We start from the raw sequence: 19034 nt of genomic DNA, 5'->3' as shown, positions 1-19034 counted from the left end.
AAGTAACGAGCGCGGATGGGAACGGTAATGCGCGACATCAGCCGACGGGGTCTGCTCGGAGCCGGAATGGGGGCCGCCGCCGCGATGGGGCTCGCGGCGTGCGGCTCCGACAGCGGTAAGCCGCATCTCCCCGGCGGAGCTGGCGACGGGGGGAAGAACGGCAATGGAAAGAACGCCATTGGAAAGAACGGCGGCAAAGGTCCGGGGAAGAACGTCCGGCCCATAGGCGACGGGTCCACGGCGCACACCGGGAAGCAGCCGCACCAGCCGCCCCAGCCCGTTCCCCTGGAGCCCGGTCAGACGCCGCCGCAGTTCGTCGTCTTCTCCTGGGACGGCGCGGGCGAGGTCGGCAACGGTCTCTTCCCGCGTTTCCTGGACCTCGCCAAGGACCACGGCGCGGCCATGACCTTCTTCCTCTCCGGGATCTACCTGCTGCCCGAGTCGAAGAAGACGCTCTACCGCCCGCCGAACAACCCGGTCGGCGCCTCCGACATCGGCTATCTCACCGACGACCACGTCAAGGCCACCCTGGAGAACGTGCGCCGGGCCTGGCTGGACGGCCACGAGATAGGCACCCACTTCAACGGCCACTTCTGCGCCGGCTCCGGTTCCGGGGCCAACTGGACTCCCGGGCAGTGGCGCAGCGAGATAGACCAGGCCGTGTCCTTCGTCACCGAGTGGCGTACGAATACGGGCTGGAAGGACCTCGAGCCGCTGCCCTTCGACTACCGCGAGGAGTTGACGGGCGGTCGGACCCCGTGCCTGCTCGGGCAGGAGAACCTGCTGCCGACCGCGAAGAAGCTCGGCTGGCGTTACGACGCCAGTTCCCCGGGTGGCCACCAGATGTGGCCGGAGCAGAAGCAGGGAATATGGGACCTGCCGCTCCAGGGAATGCCTTTCCCCGGCCACAGCTTCGAAGTCCTTTCGATGGACTACAACATACTCGCCAACCAGTCGCAGAATTCGACCAAGGGTCCCCCCGCGAATTACCCGGCATGGCGCAAGCAGGCCACGGAGGCGTACCTCGGCGGTTTCAACCGGGCGTACGAGTCGAATCGCGCCCCCTTCTTCATCGGAAACCACTTCGAGGAGTGGAACGGCGGTATCTACATGGACGCCGTGGAAGAGGCGCTGAAGGGAATGGCGGGAAAGAAGGACGTGCGGCTGGTGTCCTTCCGGCAGTTCGTCGACTGGCTCGACGTCCAGGACCCCGCCGTCCTCACGAAGTTGCGCACCCTGCAGCCGGGACAGGCACCGGCGGGCGGGTGGAACGCTTTCTTTAAGGCGGCTTGACAAGCAGCTTTAGCGCCCGTAACGGGCAAGCAGGGGGGTGGGCAAGATCCCTGAATCGCCCATGCGAAACTTTTCACATGAACTCAGGCCGCGCCCCCCGACGCCCGACCGGGCGCCGGCCCGTCCTGCCGACGGGCCGGCGCCTTCGTGCTGTGCAGCCCACGCCGCGCCGCCGTCCCCGCGGCGCGCTGCTGTCCGTCGCGGCCGTCGCCGTGTCCGCGCTGACGCTCTCCGCGTGCTCGGGCGGCGGCACGTCCGGCGGTGGCGGCGACACCAACTTCGTGACGAACACGGGTGGTATCTCCACCGTCGCGAAGGGTGAGCGCAAGCCCGTCAACACGCTCGCGGGCGAGACCCTGGAGGGGGAGAAGCTCGACGTCGCCGACCTCAAGGGCAAGATCGTCGTGTTGAACGTCTGGGGCTCCTGGTGCGGCCCCTGCCGCGCCGAGGCCCCGCACTTCGCGAAGGTCTCGGAGGAGACGGAGGCCAAGGGGGTGGCGTTCGTCGGGATCAACACCCGCGATCCCAACAAGGGCCCCGCCCTCGCCTTCGAGGAGGACTACGGCGTCCGCTACCCGAGCCTCTACGACCCGACGGGCAAGCTGATCGTCACCGGCTTCCCCAAGGGCAACCTCAACCCGCAGGCCATCCCCTCCACGATCGTGCTGGACCGGGAGGGCAAGGTCGCGGCCCGCTCGCTGATGGCGCTGGACGAGACCAAGCTGCGCAAGATGATCGACCCGCTGATCGCGGAGAAGTGATCCCGTGCAGGCTCTCGCCGCGGCCCCCGGACTGCTCGCCGCGCCCTCCGACGCGTACGCCGCGCTCGCCGCGTCCCCCGGCACGTACACCGCGCTCGCCGCGACCTCCGGCATGAACGAGACCGTCTACAGCGGGGCGCTGCTGCTCGCGCTGCCGATCGCGCTGCTCGGCGGGCTCGTCTCGTTCTTCTCGCCGTGCGTGCTGCCGCTCGTGCCCGGCTACCTCTCGTACGTCACCGGTGTCAGCGGCACCGACCTCGCGGACGCCCGGCGGGGCCGGATGGCGGCCGGCGCCGCCCTCTTCGTCCTCGGGTTCACCGTGGTCTTCGTCTCGGGCGGGGCCCTGTTCGGGTATTTCGGCGCGACGCTCCAGAGCTACCGGGACGTGGTGTCCAAGGTGCTGGGCGCGCTGATGATCCTCATGGGCGCGTTCTTCATGGGGCTGATGCCCTGGCTCACCCAGCGGGAGTTCCGCCTGCACAAGCGGCCGGTGACCGGCCTCGCGGGCGCCCCCCTGCTGGGCGCGCTCTTCGGGGTCGGCTGGACGCCCTGCCTGGGGCCGACCATCTCCGCCGTCAACACCCTCGCCCTCAGTCAGGGCAGCGCGGGGCGCGGGGCCATACTGACCGTGGCGTACTGCCTGGGCCTCGGGCTGCCGTTCGTCGTCGCGGCGGTGGCGTTCCGCAGGGCGCTCGGCGCCTTCGCCTGGGTCAAGCGGCACTACGCCTGGGTCATGCGGATCGGCGGCGTGATGATGATCCTGACCGGGCTGGCGCTGATCACCGGGGCCTGGGACCTGCTCGTGCAGCAGACGCAGTCCTGGTCCGACGGCTTCACGGTGGGGATCTAGCGCCATGACCGAGGCGTTCGGCCCCTACGCCACCCACGAGCAAGAATTCCGCGAGTGATTCCATGAGCGAGACAGAGACCGACGAGACCACGGCCGCCGGTCAGAACACGGCCCCCGGCCCGGAGCGCCAGGGGGCTTCGGCCGGCTCGGGCGGTTCGGGGGCTTCGGCCGGTTCGGGCGGCACGGCCGATTCGGGCGACGATGCCGCCGCCGCCCGCCTGTCCACCGCCCCGCGCGAGGAGGGCGAGGGTCGCGACGGGACGGTCGTCGGCGGCCCCACCCTCGGGATCATCGGCTGGCTGCGCTGGTTCTGGCGGCAGCTCACCTCCATGCGCGTGGCGCTGATCCTCCTCTTCCTGCTCTCCCTCGCCTCCATCCCCGGCTCGCTGATCCCGCAGACCGGGATCGACGAGCTCAAGGTGCAGGAGTTCAAGGACCGGCACGAGACCCTCGCGCCGGTCTACGACAAGCTCCAGCTCTTCCACGTCTACAGCTCGGTGTGGTTCTCCGCGATCTACATCCTGCTGTTCGTCTCGCTGATCGGCTGTATCGTCCCGCGTACCTGGCAGTTCGTCGGCCAGCTGCGGGCCCGCCCGCCGCGCGCGCCGGGGCGGCTCGACCGGCTCCCCGCGTACACCACCTGGCGCACCGCCGCCGAGCCGGAGGCCGTCCGCGAGGCGGCGCGCGCGCTGCTGAAGAAGCGCCGGTTCCGCTCGCACGTCGCCGGTGACGCGGTCGCCGCCGAGAAGGGTTACCTCCGCGAGGCGGGGAACCTGATCTTCCATGTCGCGCTGATCGTGATGCTGGTCGCGTTCGCCTGCGGACAGCTGCTGAAGTCCGAGGGCGGCAAGCTGATCGTCGAGGGCGACGGCTTCGCCAACACGCTCCTCCAGTACGACGACTTCAAGTCCGGCTCGCTGTTCGACCCCGACGACCTCGAACCGTTCGCCTTCACCCTGGACAAGTTCACGGGGACGTACGAGCGGACCGGACCGCAGCGGGGCACCCCGCGCACGTACAAGGCCGACCTCCGCTACACCGTCGGGAACGGCACGGAGGAGCGCAGGTCCGTCGTCGAGGTCAACAAGCCGCTGGTGATCGACAACACCAAGGTCTACCTGAACGCGCACGGGTACGCGCCGGTCGTCACCGTCCGGGACGGGCGCGGCAAGGTCGTCTACAACGGCGCGGTGCCGCTGCTGCCCGTCGACAACAACGTCTCGTCCACGGGCGCCATCAAGGTCATGGACGGATATCGCGACAAGAAGGGCGAACGGGACCAACTGGGTTTCGCGGCCTTCTTCGTGCCGACGTACGGCGGCAAGGGCTCGGGTCAGATGTTCTCCCAGTTCCCCGCGCTCGACTTCCCGGTGCTCAACGTGGGCGCGTACCACGGCAGCCTGGGCGTCGACTCCGGGCTGCCGCAGAACGTGTACCAGCTGGACACCCGCAAGATGAAGCCCTTCAAGGACGCGGACGGCAACGTCCTGAAGAAGACGCTGCTGCCCGGTGAGAAGCTCACGCTGCCGGACGGCGCCGGCTCGATCACCTTCGAGAAGGACGTCAAGGAGTGGGCCAGCTTCCAGATCACCGAACAGCCCGGTGACGGCTGGGCGCTGGCCGGCGCGATCGCCGCCATCGGCGGACTGGCCGCCTCGCTGTTCATCCAGCGGCGCCGGGTCTGGGTCAGGGCCGTACGGGGGGCCGACGGCGTGACCGTGGTCGAGATGGCCGGGCTCGGCCGCAGCGAGTCCGCGAAGCTCCCCGAGGAACTGGGCGAACTGGCCGCCGCGGTGCACGAGAAGGCGCCGACCGCGCCGGGCGACGCACCGAACGCACCGGGCGACGCACCCGCCGCGTCGGGCAATGCACCTGCCGTGCCGGGCGACGCGTCCACCGCGCCGAGCGACACTGGAGATTCCGCGGAGCCGGAGCCACCGAAGTCCGCGGCGTCGGAGGAGTCACCGAAGCCCCCAGGGCGCCCGAAGTCCTCGGCCGAGTCCGCATCCGAGCCCGCATCCGAGTCCCCGTCCGAGTCCGAGTCCGCAGAGAAGCCTGAAGCGAAGCCTGTCGAAGGGCCTGAGAAGTGAATCTCGCCGCCGCAGCAACCAACGAGAGCCTGGCGAACACCAGCAATGTGCTGATCTATTCGGCCATGGCCGTCTACCTGCTGGCCTTCTTCGCCCATATGGCGGAGTGGCTCTTCGGCAGTCGCAGCAAGGTCGCCCGCACGGCGGCCGCGCTGACGAGCGACCGTACGGGCACGGGGAAGGCGGCCGGCCCGGCCGCTGCCCGGGCGCGGGCCGACGCCGCCGAGGGCAAGGGCGGCACCGCCGTCCTGGACCGGCCGAAGGTCGTCACCCGCTCCGCGCCCGGCGCGCGCGACGTCCCGGACGGCCCCGGCGCGCACGGCGGGGACGAACAGGGCGACCTCTACGGCCGGATCGCCGTCTCCCTCATGGTCCTCGCCTGGGCCCTGGAGGCCGGTGGCGTCCTCACTCGCGCGCTGTCCGTGCGGCGCGCGCCGTGGGGCAACATGTACGAGTTCAACATCACGATCACCACCGTGGTCGTCGGCGTGTACCTCGTACTGCTCGCGCTGAGGAAGAACGTCCGGTGGCTGGGCCTGCCGCTGGTGCTCACCGTCCTGCTCGACCTCGGACTCGCGGTCACGGTCCTCTACACCGCGAGCGCCCAGCTCGTGCCCGCCCTCCACTCGTACTGGCTGTGGATCCACGTCTCCACGGCCATCTTCTGCGGCGCGGTCTTCTACGTCGGCGCGGTCGCCACCCTGCTCTACCTCTTCCGGGAGCGGTACGAGACCAAGCTGGCCGCCGGCCTGACACCCGGCAGGTTCGCCACCTCCGTCATGGAACGGCTGCCGGCCTCCATGACGCTCGACAAGTTCGCGTACCGCGTCAACGCCGCCGTCTTCCCGCTGTGGACGTTCACGATCATCGCGGGCGCGATCTGGGCCGGCGACGCCTGGGGCCGCTACTGGGGCTGGGACCCCAAGGAGGTCTGGTCGTTCATCACCTGGGTCGCGTTCGCCGCCTACCTGCACGCCCGTGCCACGGCCGGCTGGAAGGGCCGCAAGGCCGCCTACCTGGCGCTGATCGCCTTCGGCTGCTGGCTGTTCAACTACTACGGCGTCAACATCTTCGTGACCGGCAAGCACTCGTACGCCGGCGTGTGACGCAAGAGGGGGGCGTGCGCCCGCGTACACCCTCTTCATGCGAAAGTGCCCCGCACGGACTTGACTCCGTGCGGGGCATCGGTGTATTCGGCGAAGATTCGCCGATGATGCTGTGGAGGCGCGATGGGGGGTGTGTGCGCCCTCGGTTGAGCGGCCGACGGCGATGAGGCCCGACGGCGGTGGTGGGAGGCCCGGAGGACGGGCGGCGTGCGGATCGAGCCACGGCACCGTGCCAGTTCCGTTCCCGAGCAGAGGCCGTACGTGCGCCGGGCCCCCGAGAGCCATCATTGCACAATGCAAAGGATTATGAACTGCCTTTGCATAAAGTCCACTTGACGGCCTTTGCGGCTACTCGGAGGTCTACTTCGGTGTCACGGCCTTCTCGACGTCCGCGAGGGTCGAGCCGTCGACCAGCCCGGTGTCCTCCAGGACCTCCATGTGGTCCAGGACGGTCTGGTTGGCCTGCCGTGCGTGGCGCCGGATCAGGTCGTTCTGCGTGGCCGCCCTCACCTCGCCGATGGTGGCGAAGATCTTGCCGTGCGAGGCACGCAGGACGTTGGCGAACATGCGGTCGAACTCGGCCCCCTTGGCGTTCTCCAGGTTCGTGACCCACTCCTGCTGCTCGGGGGTGGCCTCGTCGGGCAGGTCGACCCCGAGGATCCGGGCGTCCTCGCGTACGAGCTGGTCGAGCTTGCTGTGCCCGTCGAGCAGGTGCAGCCCGGCGCGCTTGACCTGCTCGCTGGTCGCCTGCGTCTGGGCGAGCTTGCCGGCCGGGATCTCCCACAGCCCGGCCTGCCGGACCGCGACGAGGAACGTCTTGTCCACCTCGGTCACCGGCTGGGGTCCTGACGCCGCCTGACCCTCCGCCGCGTCGGTCCGGCCGGAAGCCGCGTGCCCCGCGTTCCCGCTGTCGTGGTCGCTGTTGGGCTGGTAAGGCGCGTTCGCGGCGACCGGCCCCGCGCTCGCCTCGCCCTGGTCGTTCTGTACGAAGACCGTCACGGCCACGGCCGCGACGACGGCGGTCGCGAGGGCCACGACCGCCCGCATGGAGATCCTCGACTGATCTGCGCGTCGATTCGTGCGCATGACGCCTCCCGGTTGAGCAGTGAAATGTCCTTCGGGTCGTCGGGAGCGGAACGATGCGGCTGGCACGGCGCGCAGAGAGGAATACGGACGCGACCGCCCGGGCGTTCACCGTGAGTCAGGCGCGGCGGACCCGCACACCCCGAGTCACACCCCGAGCGCACACCGGGCCCGCGCCGGGAGGACCCGTCAGGTGGACCACGTCAGGAGGACCTGTCAGGTGGCCCCGTCAGAAGGACAACACGGTCGGCAGGCAGGTCAGGAGGCCGGTCAGGAGGCCGGTCAGGAGGGGGATTCGTCGGTGCCCTTCCCGCCGCCCCCGGAGCCCTTCTCGCGCCGCTCGACCTCTTCCTCGCGCCGCTTCAGCTCGGCCTCCCAGCGCGCCAACTGCTCCTGCTGCTCCCGCCGCTGCTCGCCGCCCGCGTCGTTCGCCGGGGCGTCTTTCGACGCGCTGTCGTCCTTCAGCCGGTCGCCCTTTGCCTTGTCGTCCTTGAGCGAGTTGAGGAACTCCGGATTGTCGTCGGGCGCGACCCAGTTCCCCCGCCGCGCGGTCCTCGCGCGGTCGCGGCCCACGATCAGCCACGAGATGGACCCGACCAGCGGGAAGAGCAGCACGAGGATCGCCCAGATCGGCTTGGGGAGGTAACGGATCTCCTTCTCCTCGGTGGTGATGCAGTCGATGAACGCGTAGATGCTGAGAGCCAGTGGCACCAGAATCATCAGCACCCGAAGCATGGCGGTCCCCCTGGGAACGGAGTGGGAACGGAGATCGGGACCGGCCGGGCGGCCCCCCGTGACAGGTCCAGGGTAGCGAGTGGCGGATACTGGACCACATGGCTTACGACGATCTCCGCTCGCTGCTGCGGGCTCTGGAGCGCGAGGGCGACCTCAAGCGCATCAAGGCCGAAGTCGACCCCCACCTGGAGGTCGGGGAGATCGTCGACCGGGTGAACAAGGCGGGCGGGCCCGCGTTGCTCTTCGAGAACGTACGCGGGTCCTCGATGCCCCTTGCCATGAACGTGTACGGCACGGACCGGCGGCTGCTCAAGGCCCTCGGGCTGTCCTCGTACGGCGAGATCGGCGAGAAGATCGGCGGACTGCTCAAGCCCGAGCTGCCGCACGGGTTCGTCGGCGTGCGCGAGGCGTTCGGCAAGCTCGGGTCGATGGCGCACGTGCCGCCGAAGAAGGTCAAGGACGCCCCGGTCCAGGAGCGGGTCCTGACGGGGGACGAGGTGGACCTCGACCAGCTCCCCGCGCTGTTCACCTGGCCCGGCGACGGCGGGTCGTTCTTCAACCTCGGCCTCACGCACACCAAGCACCCCGAGACCGGTATCCGCAACCTCGGGCTCTACCGGCTCCAGCGGCACGACCGCCGCACCATCGGCATGCACTGGCAGATCCACAAGGACAGCCGCAACCACTACCAGGTGGCGGCCCGGCGCGGCGAACGGCTGCCCGTGGCCATCGCGTTCGGCTGCCCGCCCGCCGTCACGTACGCCTCGACCGCGCCGCTCCCCGGCGACATCGACGAATACCTCTTCGCCGGCTTCCTCCAGGGGCGGCGGATCGAGATGGTCGACTGCAAGACCGTGCCGCTCCAGGTCCCGGCGCAGGCCGAGGTCGTCATCGAGGGCTGGCTGGAGCCGGGCACCATGCTGCCCGAGGGGCCGTTCGGCGACCACACGGGCTTCTACACCCCGCAGGAGCCGTTCCCGGCGCTGACCATCGACTGCGTGACGATGCGGCGGAGGCCGCTGCTCCAGTCGATCGTGGTCGGCCGGCCGCCGACGGAGGACGGGCCGCTGGGCCGCGCGACGGAACGGTTCTTCCTGCCGCTGCTGAAGATCATCGTGCCGGACATCGTGGACTACCACCTCCCCGAGTCGGGCGGATTCCACAACTGTGCGATCGTTTCGATCGACAAGAAGTACCCCAAACACGCACAGAAGGTGATGCACGCGATCTGGGGCGCGCACATGATGTCACTGACCAAGCTGATCGTGGTCGTCGACGCGGACTGCGACGTCCACGATCTGCACGAGGTCTCCTGGCGCGCGCTGGGGAACACGGACTACGCGCGCGACCTCACCGTCGTCGAGGGCCCGGTCGACCATCTCGACCACGCCTCCTACCAGCAGTTCTGGGGCGGCAAGGCGGGCATCGACGCGACGCGCAAGCTCCCCGAGGAGGGCTACACCCGGGACGGCGGCTGGCCGCAGATGGTCGAGTCGGACCCCGCGACGGCGGCCACGGTGACGAAGCGCTGGAAGGAGTACGGCCTGTGAGCAGCGCCGCCGCCGTCCCGCAGCCGGGCAGGACCAGGGCCTTTCTGCGGCTGGTGATGATCGAGCACTCGGTCTTCGCGCTGCCCTTCGCCTACATCGCCTCGCTCACCGCGATGTTCCGCCAGGACGGGAGCATCCACTGGGGGACCCTGCTGCTGGTCACGGTCGCGATGGTCGGCCTGCGCACGTTCGCGATGGCCTGCAACCGGATCATCGACCGCGAGATCGACGCCCGTAACCCGCGCACCGCCGGCCGGGAGCTGGTCACGGGTGCGGTGTCCGTACGGTCCGCCTGGACCGGCGCGCTGATCGCCGTCGTCATATTCCTCGGCGCCGCCGCGCTGCTGAACCCGCTCTGCCTCGCGCTCGCGCCCGTCGCCGTGGTGCCGATGGTGGTCTACCCGTACGGGAAGCGGTTCACGAACTTCCCGCACGCCATCCTCGGCCTCGCCCAGGCGATGGGCCCGGTCGGCGCCTGGATAGCGGTGACCGGGACCTGGTCGTGGGACGCGGTGATCCTCGGTCTCGCGGTCGGCGTCTGGATCGGCGGCTTCGACCTGATCTTCGGCTGCCAGGACGTCCAGGCGGACCGCGCCCACGGCGTGATGTCCGTACCGGCCCGCTTCGGCATCCCGGCCGCCCTCCACGGCGCCCGCGCCGCGCACGCCGTGACGACGGTGCTGCTGGTCTGGTACGCCCTGGCGACGGACGCGGGGGTCTTCTTCTGGCTGGGCCTGCTGATCGTGGCGGGGGCGTTCCTCTACGAGCACACGATCGTGCGGCCGCACGACCTGTCCCGCCTGAACAGGGCGTTTTTCTCGGTCAATGGTTTTATCGGGATCGCCCTTTTCGTGTGCGCGCTGCTCGATCTGCTGGTGCGGGGTCTGACGGTGTAGCTACCGTCGGCCCTACCATCGAGTGCAGGACAGGGACAGGGAGGCCGACGTGACCATCTCGGAGACCGAACGCCTGCACTCACAGCTCAGCCGGTTCGAGGACATGTTCCCTGGCTACCGGACGGAGATTGTCGAGGGCAACATCGTGATGAGTCCGGTCAAACCACACCATGGGCAGACGATTCGGCGCGTGTGGAACGCGTTGGAGGACCAGGTGGCCGACGAATGGGGGATCACCAGTGACGTGGCCTTCCCGTTCGACGGGGACAACGAGTTCTGCCCCGACCTCGCGGTGATCCCCCGGGCAGAGGTGGAGAAGAACCTCGGCGCCTACTCGCCCGACCTGATCGAGATCGTCATCGAAGTGGTCTCGCCGAGCAGCGTCCGGAACGACTACACGGTCAAGGACCGGGCGTACGCGGCCCGTGGCATCGCCCACTACCTCGTCTTCGACCCGTACAAGGCGCACTGCGTCACCCTGTGGAACCCGGGGCCGGAGGGCTATCTCGGGCGCGACACGATTCCCTACGGGAAGCCCGTGACGGTTGACACCGCGGTCGGCCGCCTCACCTTCGACACGAGCGAACTGCCGGTGGACCCCCGCCACACCTGACCTCGGCCCCGGCTCCGGGCGCCGATAGGCTCGTACGCGTGGAGCAGGCGAATGTGGACGGTCAGCGGCGGCGCGTTCCGTGGGTCGTCGGGGTGTCCGGCGCTTCGGGGACGCCGTACGCGGCGGCCGTGCTGCGGGGATTGCTGGACGCGGGGGAGAGCGTCGACCTCGTGGTCAGCAGGGCGTCGCGGCTGACGCTGCTGGACGAGACGGGCATCGCGTTCCGCGACGCGCACTGGCGGGACGATCTCGCCGCCTGGCTGGCGCGGGGCGCGGACGGGAAGCCGCTGGGGACGGCACCGGACCTGCGCGACGTGCGGCACTGGCCCGCCGGGGACCTGGCCGCCGGACCGTCCTCCGGTTCGTATCCCGTCAAGGGCATGCTCATCGTGCCCGCGTCCACGGCCAGTGTGGCCGGCGTCGCGCTCGGGCTGTCGAAGGACCTGCTCCAGCGGGCCGCGAGCGTGACACTCAAGGAACGGCGCCCGCTGGTGGTCGCCGTACGGGAGACCCCGCTGAACGGGCAGACGCTCAAGCACCTGGTGGCGCTGGACGAGGCGGGCGCGGTGGTGCTGCCGGCGTCCCCGGCGTTCTACGCGGGCGCGACCCATATCCAGGACCTGGTGGACTTCGTCGCCGGGCGGGTGCTGGACGCGGCCGGCGTACCGCACCGGCTCTACCGCCGCTGGGCAGGGGAACTCGGCGGCGGCTCGCGCCGTGCCGGCGACGGGGGTGACGGGGGGTGACGGGGGGACGGGTAAAGGCGGGGGCGGTGACCCGGCGCCGTCGTGCTTCTCCGTACAGTGCATGCCCTGGCCCTTGCGTGCCTTAGATTTTATCTGTAAAACGTGGCATCGCTGAGTAATGGAAGGCTTCAGGCATATGGACGCCGTGGATAGGCAGCTCATCCAGGCTCTGCGGGAGAACGGCAGAGCCTCGTACGCCGAGCTCGGCCGGCTCGTCGGGCTCTCCGGTCCCAGTGTCACCGACCGGATCAACCGGCTCGAAGCGGCGGGCGTGATCACCGGTTACCGCGCCACGGTCGACTCGGCCTCGCTCGGCCTCGGGGTCACCGCGCTCATCGGGATCTCGCTCTCCGACGCCGCCGACCACGAGGACGTGGCCCGCCGGATGCGGGACCTCGGGGAGATCGAGGACTGCTGGTTCATCGCGGGCGACGACTCGTACATGCTCAAGGTGCGGGCGAGCGACGTGGACGGCCTGGAGAAGACCATCGGCCGCCTCACCGGGACGAAGGGCGTCTCCCGGACCCGTACCACCATCGTGCTCTCCACCAAGTGGGAGAACCGGGTGGGGGAGCTGCCCGAGGAGTGAGGCGGCGACGGGTCCGCCGACGCGCGGAAGCGCGCCTGCGGAAACGCCTCCGCGGGCGCGCTTCCGCGCGTCGGCGGGAGGGCCGCGTCCGTGGTGTCCGAGCGGGGGCGTAGGCTCGACAGGCCCGATTGGTAGACGTATGGGAGGCGGCCGACATGGACGCGGGGCTCAAGCGCGAGCTGGAGGAGAAGGTCCGGGCCGGTGAGCGGCTGTCCCGCGAGGACGGCATCGCCCTGTACGAGTCGGACGACCTGGCCTGGCTCGGCGGACTCGCCCACGAGGTGCGCACGCGCAAGAACGGTGACGTCGTCCACTTCAACGTCAACCGCCACCTCAACATGACGAACGTGTGCACCGCCTCCTGCGCGTACTGCTCCTTCCAGCGCAAGCCCGGCGAGAAGGACGCGTACACCATGCGCATCGAGGAGGCCGTCCGCCTCGCCAAGGCGATGGAGGGGGAGAACCTCACCGAGCTGCACATCGTCAACGGCCTCCACCCCACCCTGCCGTGGCGTTACTACCCGCGGTCGCTCAGCGCGCTCAAGGAAGCCCTCCCGCAGGTCTCCCTCAAGGCGTTCACCGCCACCGAGATCCACCACTTCGAGACGATCTCCGGTCTGACGGCCTCCGAGATCCTCGACGAACTGATCGACGCCGGCCTGGAGTCGCTGACCGGCGGCGGCGCCGAGATCTTCGACTGGGAGGTCCGGCAGCACATCGTGGACCACGCCACCCACTGGGAGGACTGGTCGCGCATCCACCGGCTCGCGCACGAGAAGGGGCTCAAGACGCCCTCGACCATGCTGTACGGGCACATCGAGGAGCCCCGGCACCGCGTGGACCACGTGCTGCGGCTGCGCGAACTGCAGGACGAGACCGGCGGGTTCCAGGTCTTCATCCCGCTGCGCTACCAGCACGACTTCGTGGACATGAAGGACGGCAAGATCCGCAACCGGCTCCAGGCGCGGACGACCATGGCCACCGGTGCCGAGGCGCTGAAGACCTTCGCCGTCTCGCGACTGCTCTTCGACAACGTGCCGCACGTGAAGGTCTTCTGGGTGATGCACGGCGTCCAGACCGCCCAACTCGCCCTCCAGCACGGCGCGGACGACATGGACGGCTCGGTCGTCGAGTACAAGATCACGCACGACGCGGACAACTACGGCACGCCCAACAAGCTCGGCCGCGAGGACCTGCTCGACCTGATCCGCGACGCCGGCTTCCGCCCCGTCGAGCGGAACACCCGTTACGAGATCATCCGCGAGTACCCGGGGCCGGACGCGGACCGCCGCGAGTCCCCGCAGCCGATGCGGGTCTGAGGACGGGGCTGAGGAGCGAGGAGCATTCCGGGCATGGCGCTCACTTTCGAACTGGATCCGGCGGTGGACCCGGCCCTGCGCGACGGCGTGCTCGCGCTGTGGGCGGACGTGTCCAACGCGGGCGGCGCGGTCGGCTTTGTACCGCCGGTCACGCCCGACGAGATCCGGCCGCAGCTGGTCAAGCACCTCACGGCCATGGCCGAGGGCCGGATGCGGCTGCTCGTCGGCCGCGACGAGGAAGGCGCCGTCGCGGCCACGGCGTTCTTCGCGCTCAACACCCACCGCCTGATGCGGCACTGGCTGTGGCTGTACACGGTGATGGTCCACCCGCGTCACCAGGGCAAGGGGTACGGGCGTGACCTGATGGCCGCGGCGGCGGAGACCGCCGCCGGGTTCGAGGGCATCGAGGCGATCCGGCTCACCTGCCGGGGCGGCACGGGCGTGGACCGCTTCTACGCGTCGTGCGGCTACAAGGAGGTGGGGCGGGTGCCCGACGCGATCAGGGTCGCGCCGGGTGACGACCGGGACGACATCATGATGCTGCTGCCCCTGCACACCTTGGCCGGCCCGGAAGGCGCGCACGCCCCGGAGGGCTCGGACGGCGCGTACGGCGCGTACGGCTCCGAGGACTCGGGGACGCGCTGAAGGCCGGTGCACGCCCGACAAAGCGGGCGTGCTTCACTGGATGACAGCCACCGTCAGCCCCCGTCGTACGGAGACCGGAAACGGCGAGGGGTGAAGAGGAGAGGGAGGAACCGCCGTGACCGCTGCCAAGTCGCACGCCATGCTGCGCTACACCGCGATGCGCCTGGGCGTCTTCGTCGGCTGCTTCGTCGTGGTGGCCGCTCTCGTGCAGTTCGGGATCGTGCCCAAGGGACTCGGTGATTCGAGCCTCCTGTGGATCCTGCTGCTCTCCATCCTGCTCTCGGCGCCGCTCAGCTTCGTCCTGCTGCGCAAGCAGCGCGACGAGATGTCCGTGCAGATCGCCCCCCGGGTCGAGGGCGCGAAGGCCAAGCTGGACGCCCGGCTCGAGGCGGTCCGCGGCCAGGAGGACCGCTCGGCGCGGTGACCGTGGAGCGCCGCCTCCGGCGCTCGCGTGGCGCCGCCTCCGCAGCGCCGCTCACCTGCACCGCTTACGTAACGTTCCTCACATCACCCCGACTCCGGGAACCATTCTTCCGGAGCCGGGGTGGTGCGTTTTCCATGGATTTCATGGCGCTCTGAGGCTTTCGCCCCCTCATCGCCTCTCTTCCTATCCCAAAGAAGCACTTTGAGACCCTCAAAGTTCAAGTGTTAACGTCTCGGACATGAAGTCGGTTCTCAAGGTCCCGTTCTGGGCGCAGATCGTCGCGGGCCTGGTCCTCGGCGTGCTGCTCGGCTGGCTCGCCCGCAGCCAGGACATCAGTTGGCTGTACACCACCCTCGACAAGGTCGGCAGCATCTTCGTCCAGCTGCTGAAGCTGGCGGTCGCGCCGCTCGTCTTCTTCGCGATCCTCGTGTCGATCACCAACCTGCGCAAGGTCAACAACGCGGCCAGGCTGGCCACCCGAACCCTGCTCTGGTTCATGATCACCTCGCTGATCGCGGTCGCCATCGGCCTGGCGATCGGCCTGCTCACCAACCCGGGCGCGGGCACCGGCCTCACCCCGAAGGACGGCAAGGCACCCGAGGGCTCGGGCTCCTGGCTCGACTTCCTGACGGGGATCGTGCCCACGGACGTCATCACGCCGTTCACCGAGCTGAACGTGCTCCAGATCGTCTTCATGGCCGCCGTCGCCGGCATCGCCGCGCTCAAGCTCGGAGACCGGGCCAAGCCGATCCTCACCCTCAGCGAGGCCGTGCTGGAACTGCTCCAGAAGGCCCTGTGGTGGGTCATCCGGCTCGCCCCGATCGGCACGATCGGTCTGATCGGCTTCGCGATCGCCGACTACGGCTGGGACCTCATCGGCAAGTACGCGACGTTCACGGCGGACGTCTACATCGGCTGCGCGCTGGTGCTGTTCGTGGTCTACCCGGTGCTGCTGGCGACGGTGGCGAAGGTCAACCCGCTCCAGTTCTACAAGGGCGCCTGGCCGGCCATCCAGCTGGCCTTCGTCTCGCGCTCCTCGGTCGGCACGATGCCGGTCACCCAGAGGGTCACCGAGCGACTGGGGGTGCCCAAGGAGTACACCTCCTTCGCCGTCCCGTTCGGCGCGACGACCAAGATGGACGGCTGCGCCGCGATCTACCCGGCACTGGCGGCGATCTTCATCGCGCAGATCTTCGACGTGCAACTGGGCATCCAGGACTACCTGCTGATCGCCTTCGTCTCGGTCGTCGGCTCCGCCGCCACGGCCGGCCTCACGGGCGCGACGGTCATGCTCACGCTGACCCTGTCCACCCTGGGCCTGCCGCTGGAGGGCGTGGGCCTGCTGATGGCGATCGACCCGATCCTGGACATGATGAGGACGGCGACGAACGTCGCCGGCCAGGTCGTCACCCCGTTGATCGTGGCCTCGCGGGAGAAGATCCTGGACCACGACGCCTACCGCACGGCGTCGTCGTCGCCGGTCGCCGACCCGGCCGACGCCGACGCGGTGGAGGGCAAGGTCCCGGCGGCGGCCTGATCCGCTCGCTTCCGCACCGTTCGCCGCACGGCGCCCCTGCCCAGCCGGGCAGGGGCGCCGTCGCGTACGCGTACGGTGGCCGGGTCTTGTGCCGTACGGTGCGTTGCCGGCCACGGCCGGCGCCGGAGCCACGGGCAGAGCACGGCCACGGCCGGAGAACGGCCACGGCCGGAGGGCCGGCGCGGGCGCCAGAGCCACGGGCCCGGCTCCCGCCCGGTCCGGCTCGTCCGTGACGGGCGTTCAGGAACCTTCCTGACCTGGGACCCTGGCGTCCGGCGGCGGAACACGGAACGCTGCTCCCCGGATCACCCGCACCAAGGAGCCAGGAGTTACACGTGCCCGTCCCGACGTCCGCCTCCCCGCCGCCGGCCGAGCCCGAGAAGCTGCGCGTGAACGGGGTCGTCAGAGAGGTGTACGTACCGCCCCTCGCACCGCCCGTCCGGACCGGGTCCCTCGCCGAGATCCCCTTCGACAACGCCCGTGAGGACCCCGACGCGGTGGTGCTCAGCCGCAAGTGCCCGGTGCGCGCGGCGGACCGGCCCGGCCCCGGACCGGGCGCCGGCCGACCTGGTGACGGGCGGGCCGATGGCGGGCGGACCGGGGGTGGGTGGACCGGCAGCGGTCGGCATCTGCCCGGGACCGGTCCCGGCCGCAGGCTCCTGCCCCTGGGCCGGGCCAGGACGGGCTCCGGGGCCGGGGCCGGGGCCGGTCCGGGGTCCGGGCCGGGAGCCGGATCCGCGGGGCGGCCCGGCGACTGGCAGGACGTCACCGCCACCGCCTTCGCCGCCGAGGTCCACGCCGTCGCCAAGGGACTGATCGCGCACGGTCTGCGCCCCGGCGACCGGCTGGCGATCATGTCCCGTACGACCTACGAGTGGACGCTGCTGGACTTCGCCGCCTGGGCCGCCGGCCTGGTCACCGTCCCCATCTACCCGACCTCCTCCGCCTTCCAGACCCGCTGGATCCTCCAGGACTCGGGGGCGGTCGCCTGCGTCGTGGAGGACGCGCACCAGCAGTGGCTGATCGGCCAGGAGCGCGAGCGGCTGCCGGGCCTGGCCCACCTCTGGGTGTTCGACGGCGGCGCCGTCGAGACCCTGTGCGCGGCCGGTGCGGACGTCCCGGACCGGCAGGTCGCCAAGCGCCGCACGGGGCTCGGCCCGGAGTCCGTGGCCACGATCTGCTACACCTCGGGCACCACGGGCCGCCCGAGGGGCTGCGTGCTCACCCACGGCAACTTCTTCGCCGAGGTCGACAACGCGATCGAGCTGCTGTACCCCGTCTTCAAATCGGCGGACGCCGCGGCGGCCGCGGAGGCGGCGGGTGCCGCACACGCGACCGATGGCACCGATACCACCGGGACTACCGGGAACGCCCGCACCACAGGCACCACAGACACAGAAACCACAGCCACCAGCGACCGCGCGGGCGTCACCAGCGACCCCGGCAGTGCCCCGGGAGACGCGGGGAGCGCGGGGGCGCCCCGTACCGCCGGTGCCGCCGCCCCCGGTGCCGGGCTCTCCACCCTCCTCTTCCTCCCGCTCGCGCACGTCTTCGGCCGGATGGTCGCCATCGGCTGCCTGCGCGCGCGGGTACGGCTCGGCCACGCGCCCTCCCTCAAGACCGACGACCTGCTGGCCGACCTGGCCACGTTCCGGCCGACCTTCCTGCTGGCCGTGCCGTACGTCATGGAGCGCGTCTACAACACCGCCCGCGCCACGGCGGAGCGGATGGGCCGGGCCGCGTCCTTCGACCGCGCCGCGAAGGTCGCCCAGGAGTACGGCGAGGCGACGGAGGCGGCGCTGCGCGGTACGGGGCCCGGCCCCGCGCTGCCCCTGCGGGCGGCCCGGGCGCTCTACGACCCGCTGGTCTACCGCCGTGTCCGCGCCGCCCTCGGCGGCCGGGTCAGGCATGTGATCTGCGGCGGTTCCCCGCTGGGGCGCCGGCTGACCGCGTTCTACCTGGGCGCGGGCATCACCACCTTCGAGGGGTACGGCCTGACGGAGACCACGGCCGCCGCGACCGTCATCCCGCCGCACCGGCCCCGTATGGGCACCGTGGGCCCGCCCCTGCCGGGGACGGCCGTGCGGATCGCCGACGACGGAGAGATCCTGCTGCGCGGCGGCCAGGTGTTCGGGGGCTACTGGGACGGCGAGCGCGGCGAGGCGGTCCTCCCGCACGGGCCCGGCGACAGCAGCCGTACGGAACCCACCGGGGAGAACGCCTCGGGCTGGTCCGACGGCTGGCTGGCCACCGGCGACCTGGGCTCGCTGGACGAGGACGGCTACCTCACCCTCACCGGCCGGAAGAAGGACGTGATCATCACGTCGAGCGGGAAGAACGTCATCCCCGCGCCCCTGGAGGACTGGCTGCGCGCGCACCCCCTGGTGAGCCAGTGCATGGTGCTCGGCGACAACCGCTCGTACGTCACCGCGCTGATCACCCTCGAACCGGAGGGGCTCGCCCACTGGCGGCTGATGAAGCGGAAGCAGCACATCCCGATGCGCGCGCTGGCCGACGACCCGGATCTGCGCGGGTCGCTCCAGCGCGCCATAGACGAGGCGAACCGGCTGGTCTCCCGCGCCGAATCGATCCGCCGGTTCCGGGTCCTGCCGGTGGACTTCACCGAGGAGGCGGGCCATCTGACGCCCTCGCTGAAGATGCGGCGCCAGGCGATCGCCCGTGATTTCGCGGCCGAGATCGAGAGCCTGTACCGCGCCTGAGACGGCGGCGAGCCGAATTGTGTACGGATTCCGCGTAAGCCATACAGAACGCACATGTGAACGTAAACGCAAAAGTG

Annotated in this window: 17 protein-coding genes; 15 read left to right on the top strand and 2 right to left on the bottom strand. The window is 70.2% G+C overall.

The annotated features are described in order from the left end of the window. Positions 1-27: 27 nt before the first annotated feature. From ACU6P3_RS13905 to ccsB, 5 genes are all read left to right on the top strand, one after another. A complete protein-coding gene (locus ACU6P3_RS13905; RefSeq protein ID WP_447197884.1) occupies positions 28-1293 on the top strand; it encodes a polysaccharide deacetylase family protein in 1266 nt (421 codons plus the stop codon). 77 nt (positions 1294-1370) lie between these two features. Continuing rightward, positions 1371-2054 (top strand): TlpA family protein disulfide reductase, encoded by a 684-nt coding sequence (locus ACU6P3_RS13900; protein WP_447197371.1) that lies wholly within the window; start codon positions 1371-1373, stop codon positions 2052-2054. A 112-nt stretch (positions 2055-2166) separates the two neighbouring features. Next, positions 2167-2904 carry a cytochrome c biogenesis CcdA family protein gene (locus ACU6P3_RS13895; protein ID WP_030742000.1) on the top strand — a complete coding sequence of 246 codons (738 nt, stop codon included), beginning with the start codon at positions 2167-2169 and terminating at the stop codon, positions 2902-2904. Positions 2905-2966: 62 nt separating this feature from the next. Next, entirely contained in the window at positions 2967-4994 is a 2028-nt protein-coding gene (gene resB, locus ACU6P3_RS13890; protein ID WP_447197370.1) for a cytochrome c biogenesis protein ResB, read from the top strand. Positions 4995-5059: 65 nt separating this feature from the next. After that, positions 5060-6100, top strand: a complete 1041-nt coding sequence (gene ccsB, locus ACU6P3_RS13885) for a c-type cytochrome biogenesis protein CcsB (RefSeq protein WP_447197883.1) — start codon at positions 5060-5062, stop codon at positions 6098-6100. A gap of 360 nt (positions 6101-6460) precedes the next feature. Here ccsB and ACU6P3_RS13880 read toward each other — a convergent pair whose 3' ends face one another. Then, the gene (locus ACU6P3_RS13880; RefSeq protein ID WP_447197369.1) at positions 6461-7186 is read right to left on the bottom strand and encodes a DUF4142 domain-containing protein; all 726 of its coding nucleotides are present in this window, start codon (positions 7184-7186) and stop codon (positions 6461-6463) included. Between the two features lie 279 nt (positions 7187-7465). Beyond that, positions 7466-7918 (bottom strand): PLD nuclease N-terminal domain-containing protein, encoded by a 453-nt coding sequence (locus tag ACU6P3_RS13875; protein WP_447197368.1) that lies wholly within the window; start codon positions 7916-7918, stop codon positions 7466-7468. Positions 7919-8016: 98 nt separating this feature from the next. Between ACU6P3_RS13875 and ACU6P3_RS13870 the strand changes: the two genes are divergently transcribed. The 10 genes from ACU6P3_RS13870 to ACU6P3_RS13825 all read left to right on the top strand — a co-directional run bounded on the left by ACU6P3_RS13870 (position 8017) and on the right by ACU6P3_RS13825 (position 18957). Then, a complete protein-coding gene (locus ACU6P3_RS13870; RefSeq protein WP_447197367.1) occupies positions 8017-9468 on the top strand; it encodes a menaquinone biosynthesis decarboxylase in 1452 nt (483 codons plus the stop codon). Then, positions 9465-10364, top strand: a complete 900-nt coding sequence (mqnP, locus tag ACU6P3_RS13865; protein WP_344269509.1) for a menaquinone biosynthesis prenyltransferase MqnP — start codon at positions 9465-9467, stop codon at positions 10362-10364. Before ACU6P3_RS13870 ends, mqnP begins: the two co-directional genes overlap by 4 nt. Before the next feature lie 49 nt (positions 10365-10413). Further along, the gene (locus ACU6P3_RS13860) at positions 10414-10977 is read left to right on the top strand and encodes a Uma2 family endonuclease (RefSeq protein ID WP_344269512.1); all 564 of its coding nucleotides are present in this window, start codon (positions 10414-10416) and stop codon (positions 10975-10977) included. Positions 10978-11015: 38 nt separating this feature from the next. Continuing rightward, on the top strand, positions 11016-11723 hold the full coding sequence (locus ACU6P3_RS13855; RefSeq protein WP_447197366.1) for a UbiX family flavin prenyltransferase: 708 nt from the start codon (positions 11016-11018) through the stop codon (positions 11721-11723). Between the two features lie 136 nt (positions 11724-11859). Further along, positions 11860-12312, top strand: a complete 453-nt coding sequence (locus ACU6P3_RS13850) for an Lrp/AsnC family transcriptional regulator (RefSeq protein WP_030742016.1) — start codon at positions 11860-11862, stop codon at positions 12310-12312. Between the two features lie 155 nt (positions 12313-12467). Beyond that, positions 12468-13631: an aminofutalosine synthase MqnE gene (mqnE, locus tag ACU6P3_RS13845; RefSeq protein ID WP_030742019.1), complete on the top strand. Its 1164-nt coding sequence runs from the start codon at positions 12468-12470 to the stop codon at positions 13629-13631. A gap of 33 nt (positions 13632-13664) precedes the next feature. After that, positions 13665-14276, top strand: coding sequence for a GNAT family N-acetyltransferase (locus ACU6P3_RS13840; RefSeq protein WP_447197365.1), 612 nt, complete (start codon positions 13665-13667; stop codon positions 14274-14276). A 115-nt stretch (positions 14277-14391) separates the two neighbouring features. Further along, on the top strand, positions 14392-14700 hold the full coding sequence (locus ACU6P3_RS13835; protein WP_447197364.1) for a DUF4229 domain-containing protein: 309 nt from the start codon (positions 14392-14394) through the stop codon (positions 14698-14700). 238 nt (positions 14701-14938) lie between these two features. Then, entirely contained in the window at positions 14939-16237 is a 1299-nt protein-coding gene (locus ACU6P3_RS13830) for a dicarboxylate/amino acid:cation symporter (protein ID WP_051764452.1), read from the top strand. A 335-nt stretch (positions 16238-16572) separates the two neighbouring features. After that, positions 16573-18957 (top strand): AMP-dependent synthetase/ligase, encoded by a 2385-nt coding sequence (locus tag ACU6P3_RS13825; protein WP_447197363.1) that lies wholly within the window; start codon positions 16573-16575, stop codon positions 18955-18957. Positions 18958-19034: the final 77 nt, after the last annotated feature.

The organism is Streptomyces hebeiensis (genome assembly GCF_052983195.1).
Note: the sequence above shows the minus strand (reverse complement) of the source record. Positions and strands in the feature narration are given on the sequence as shown.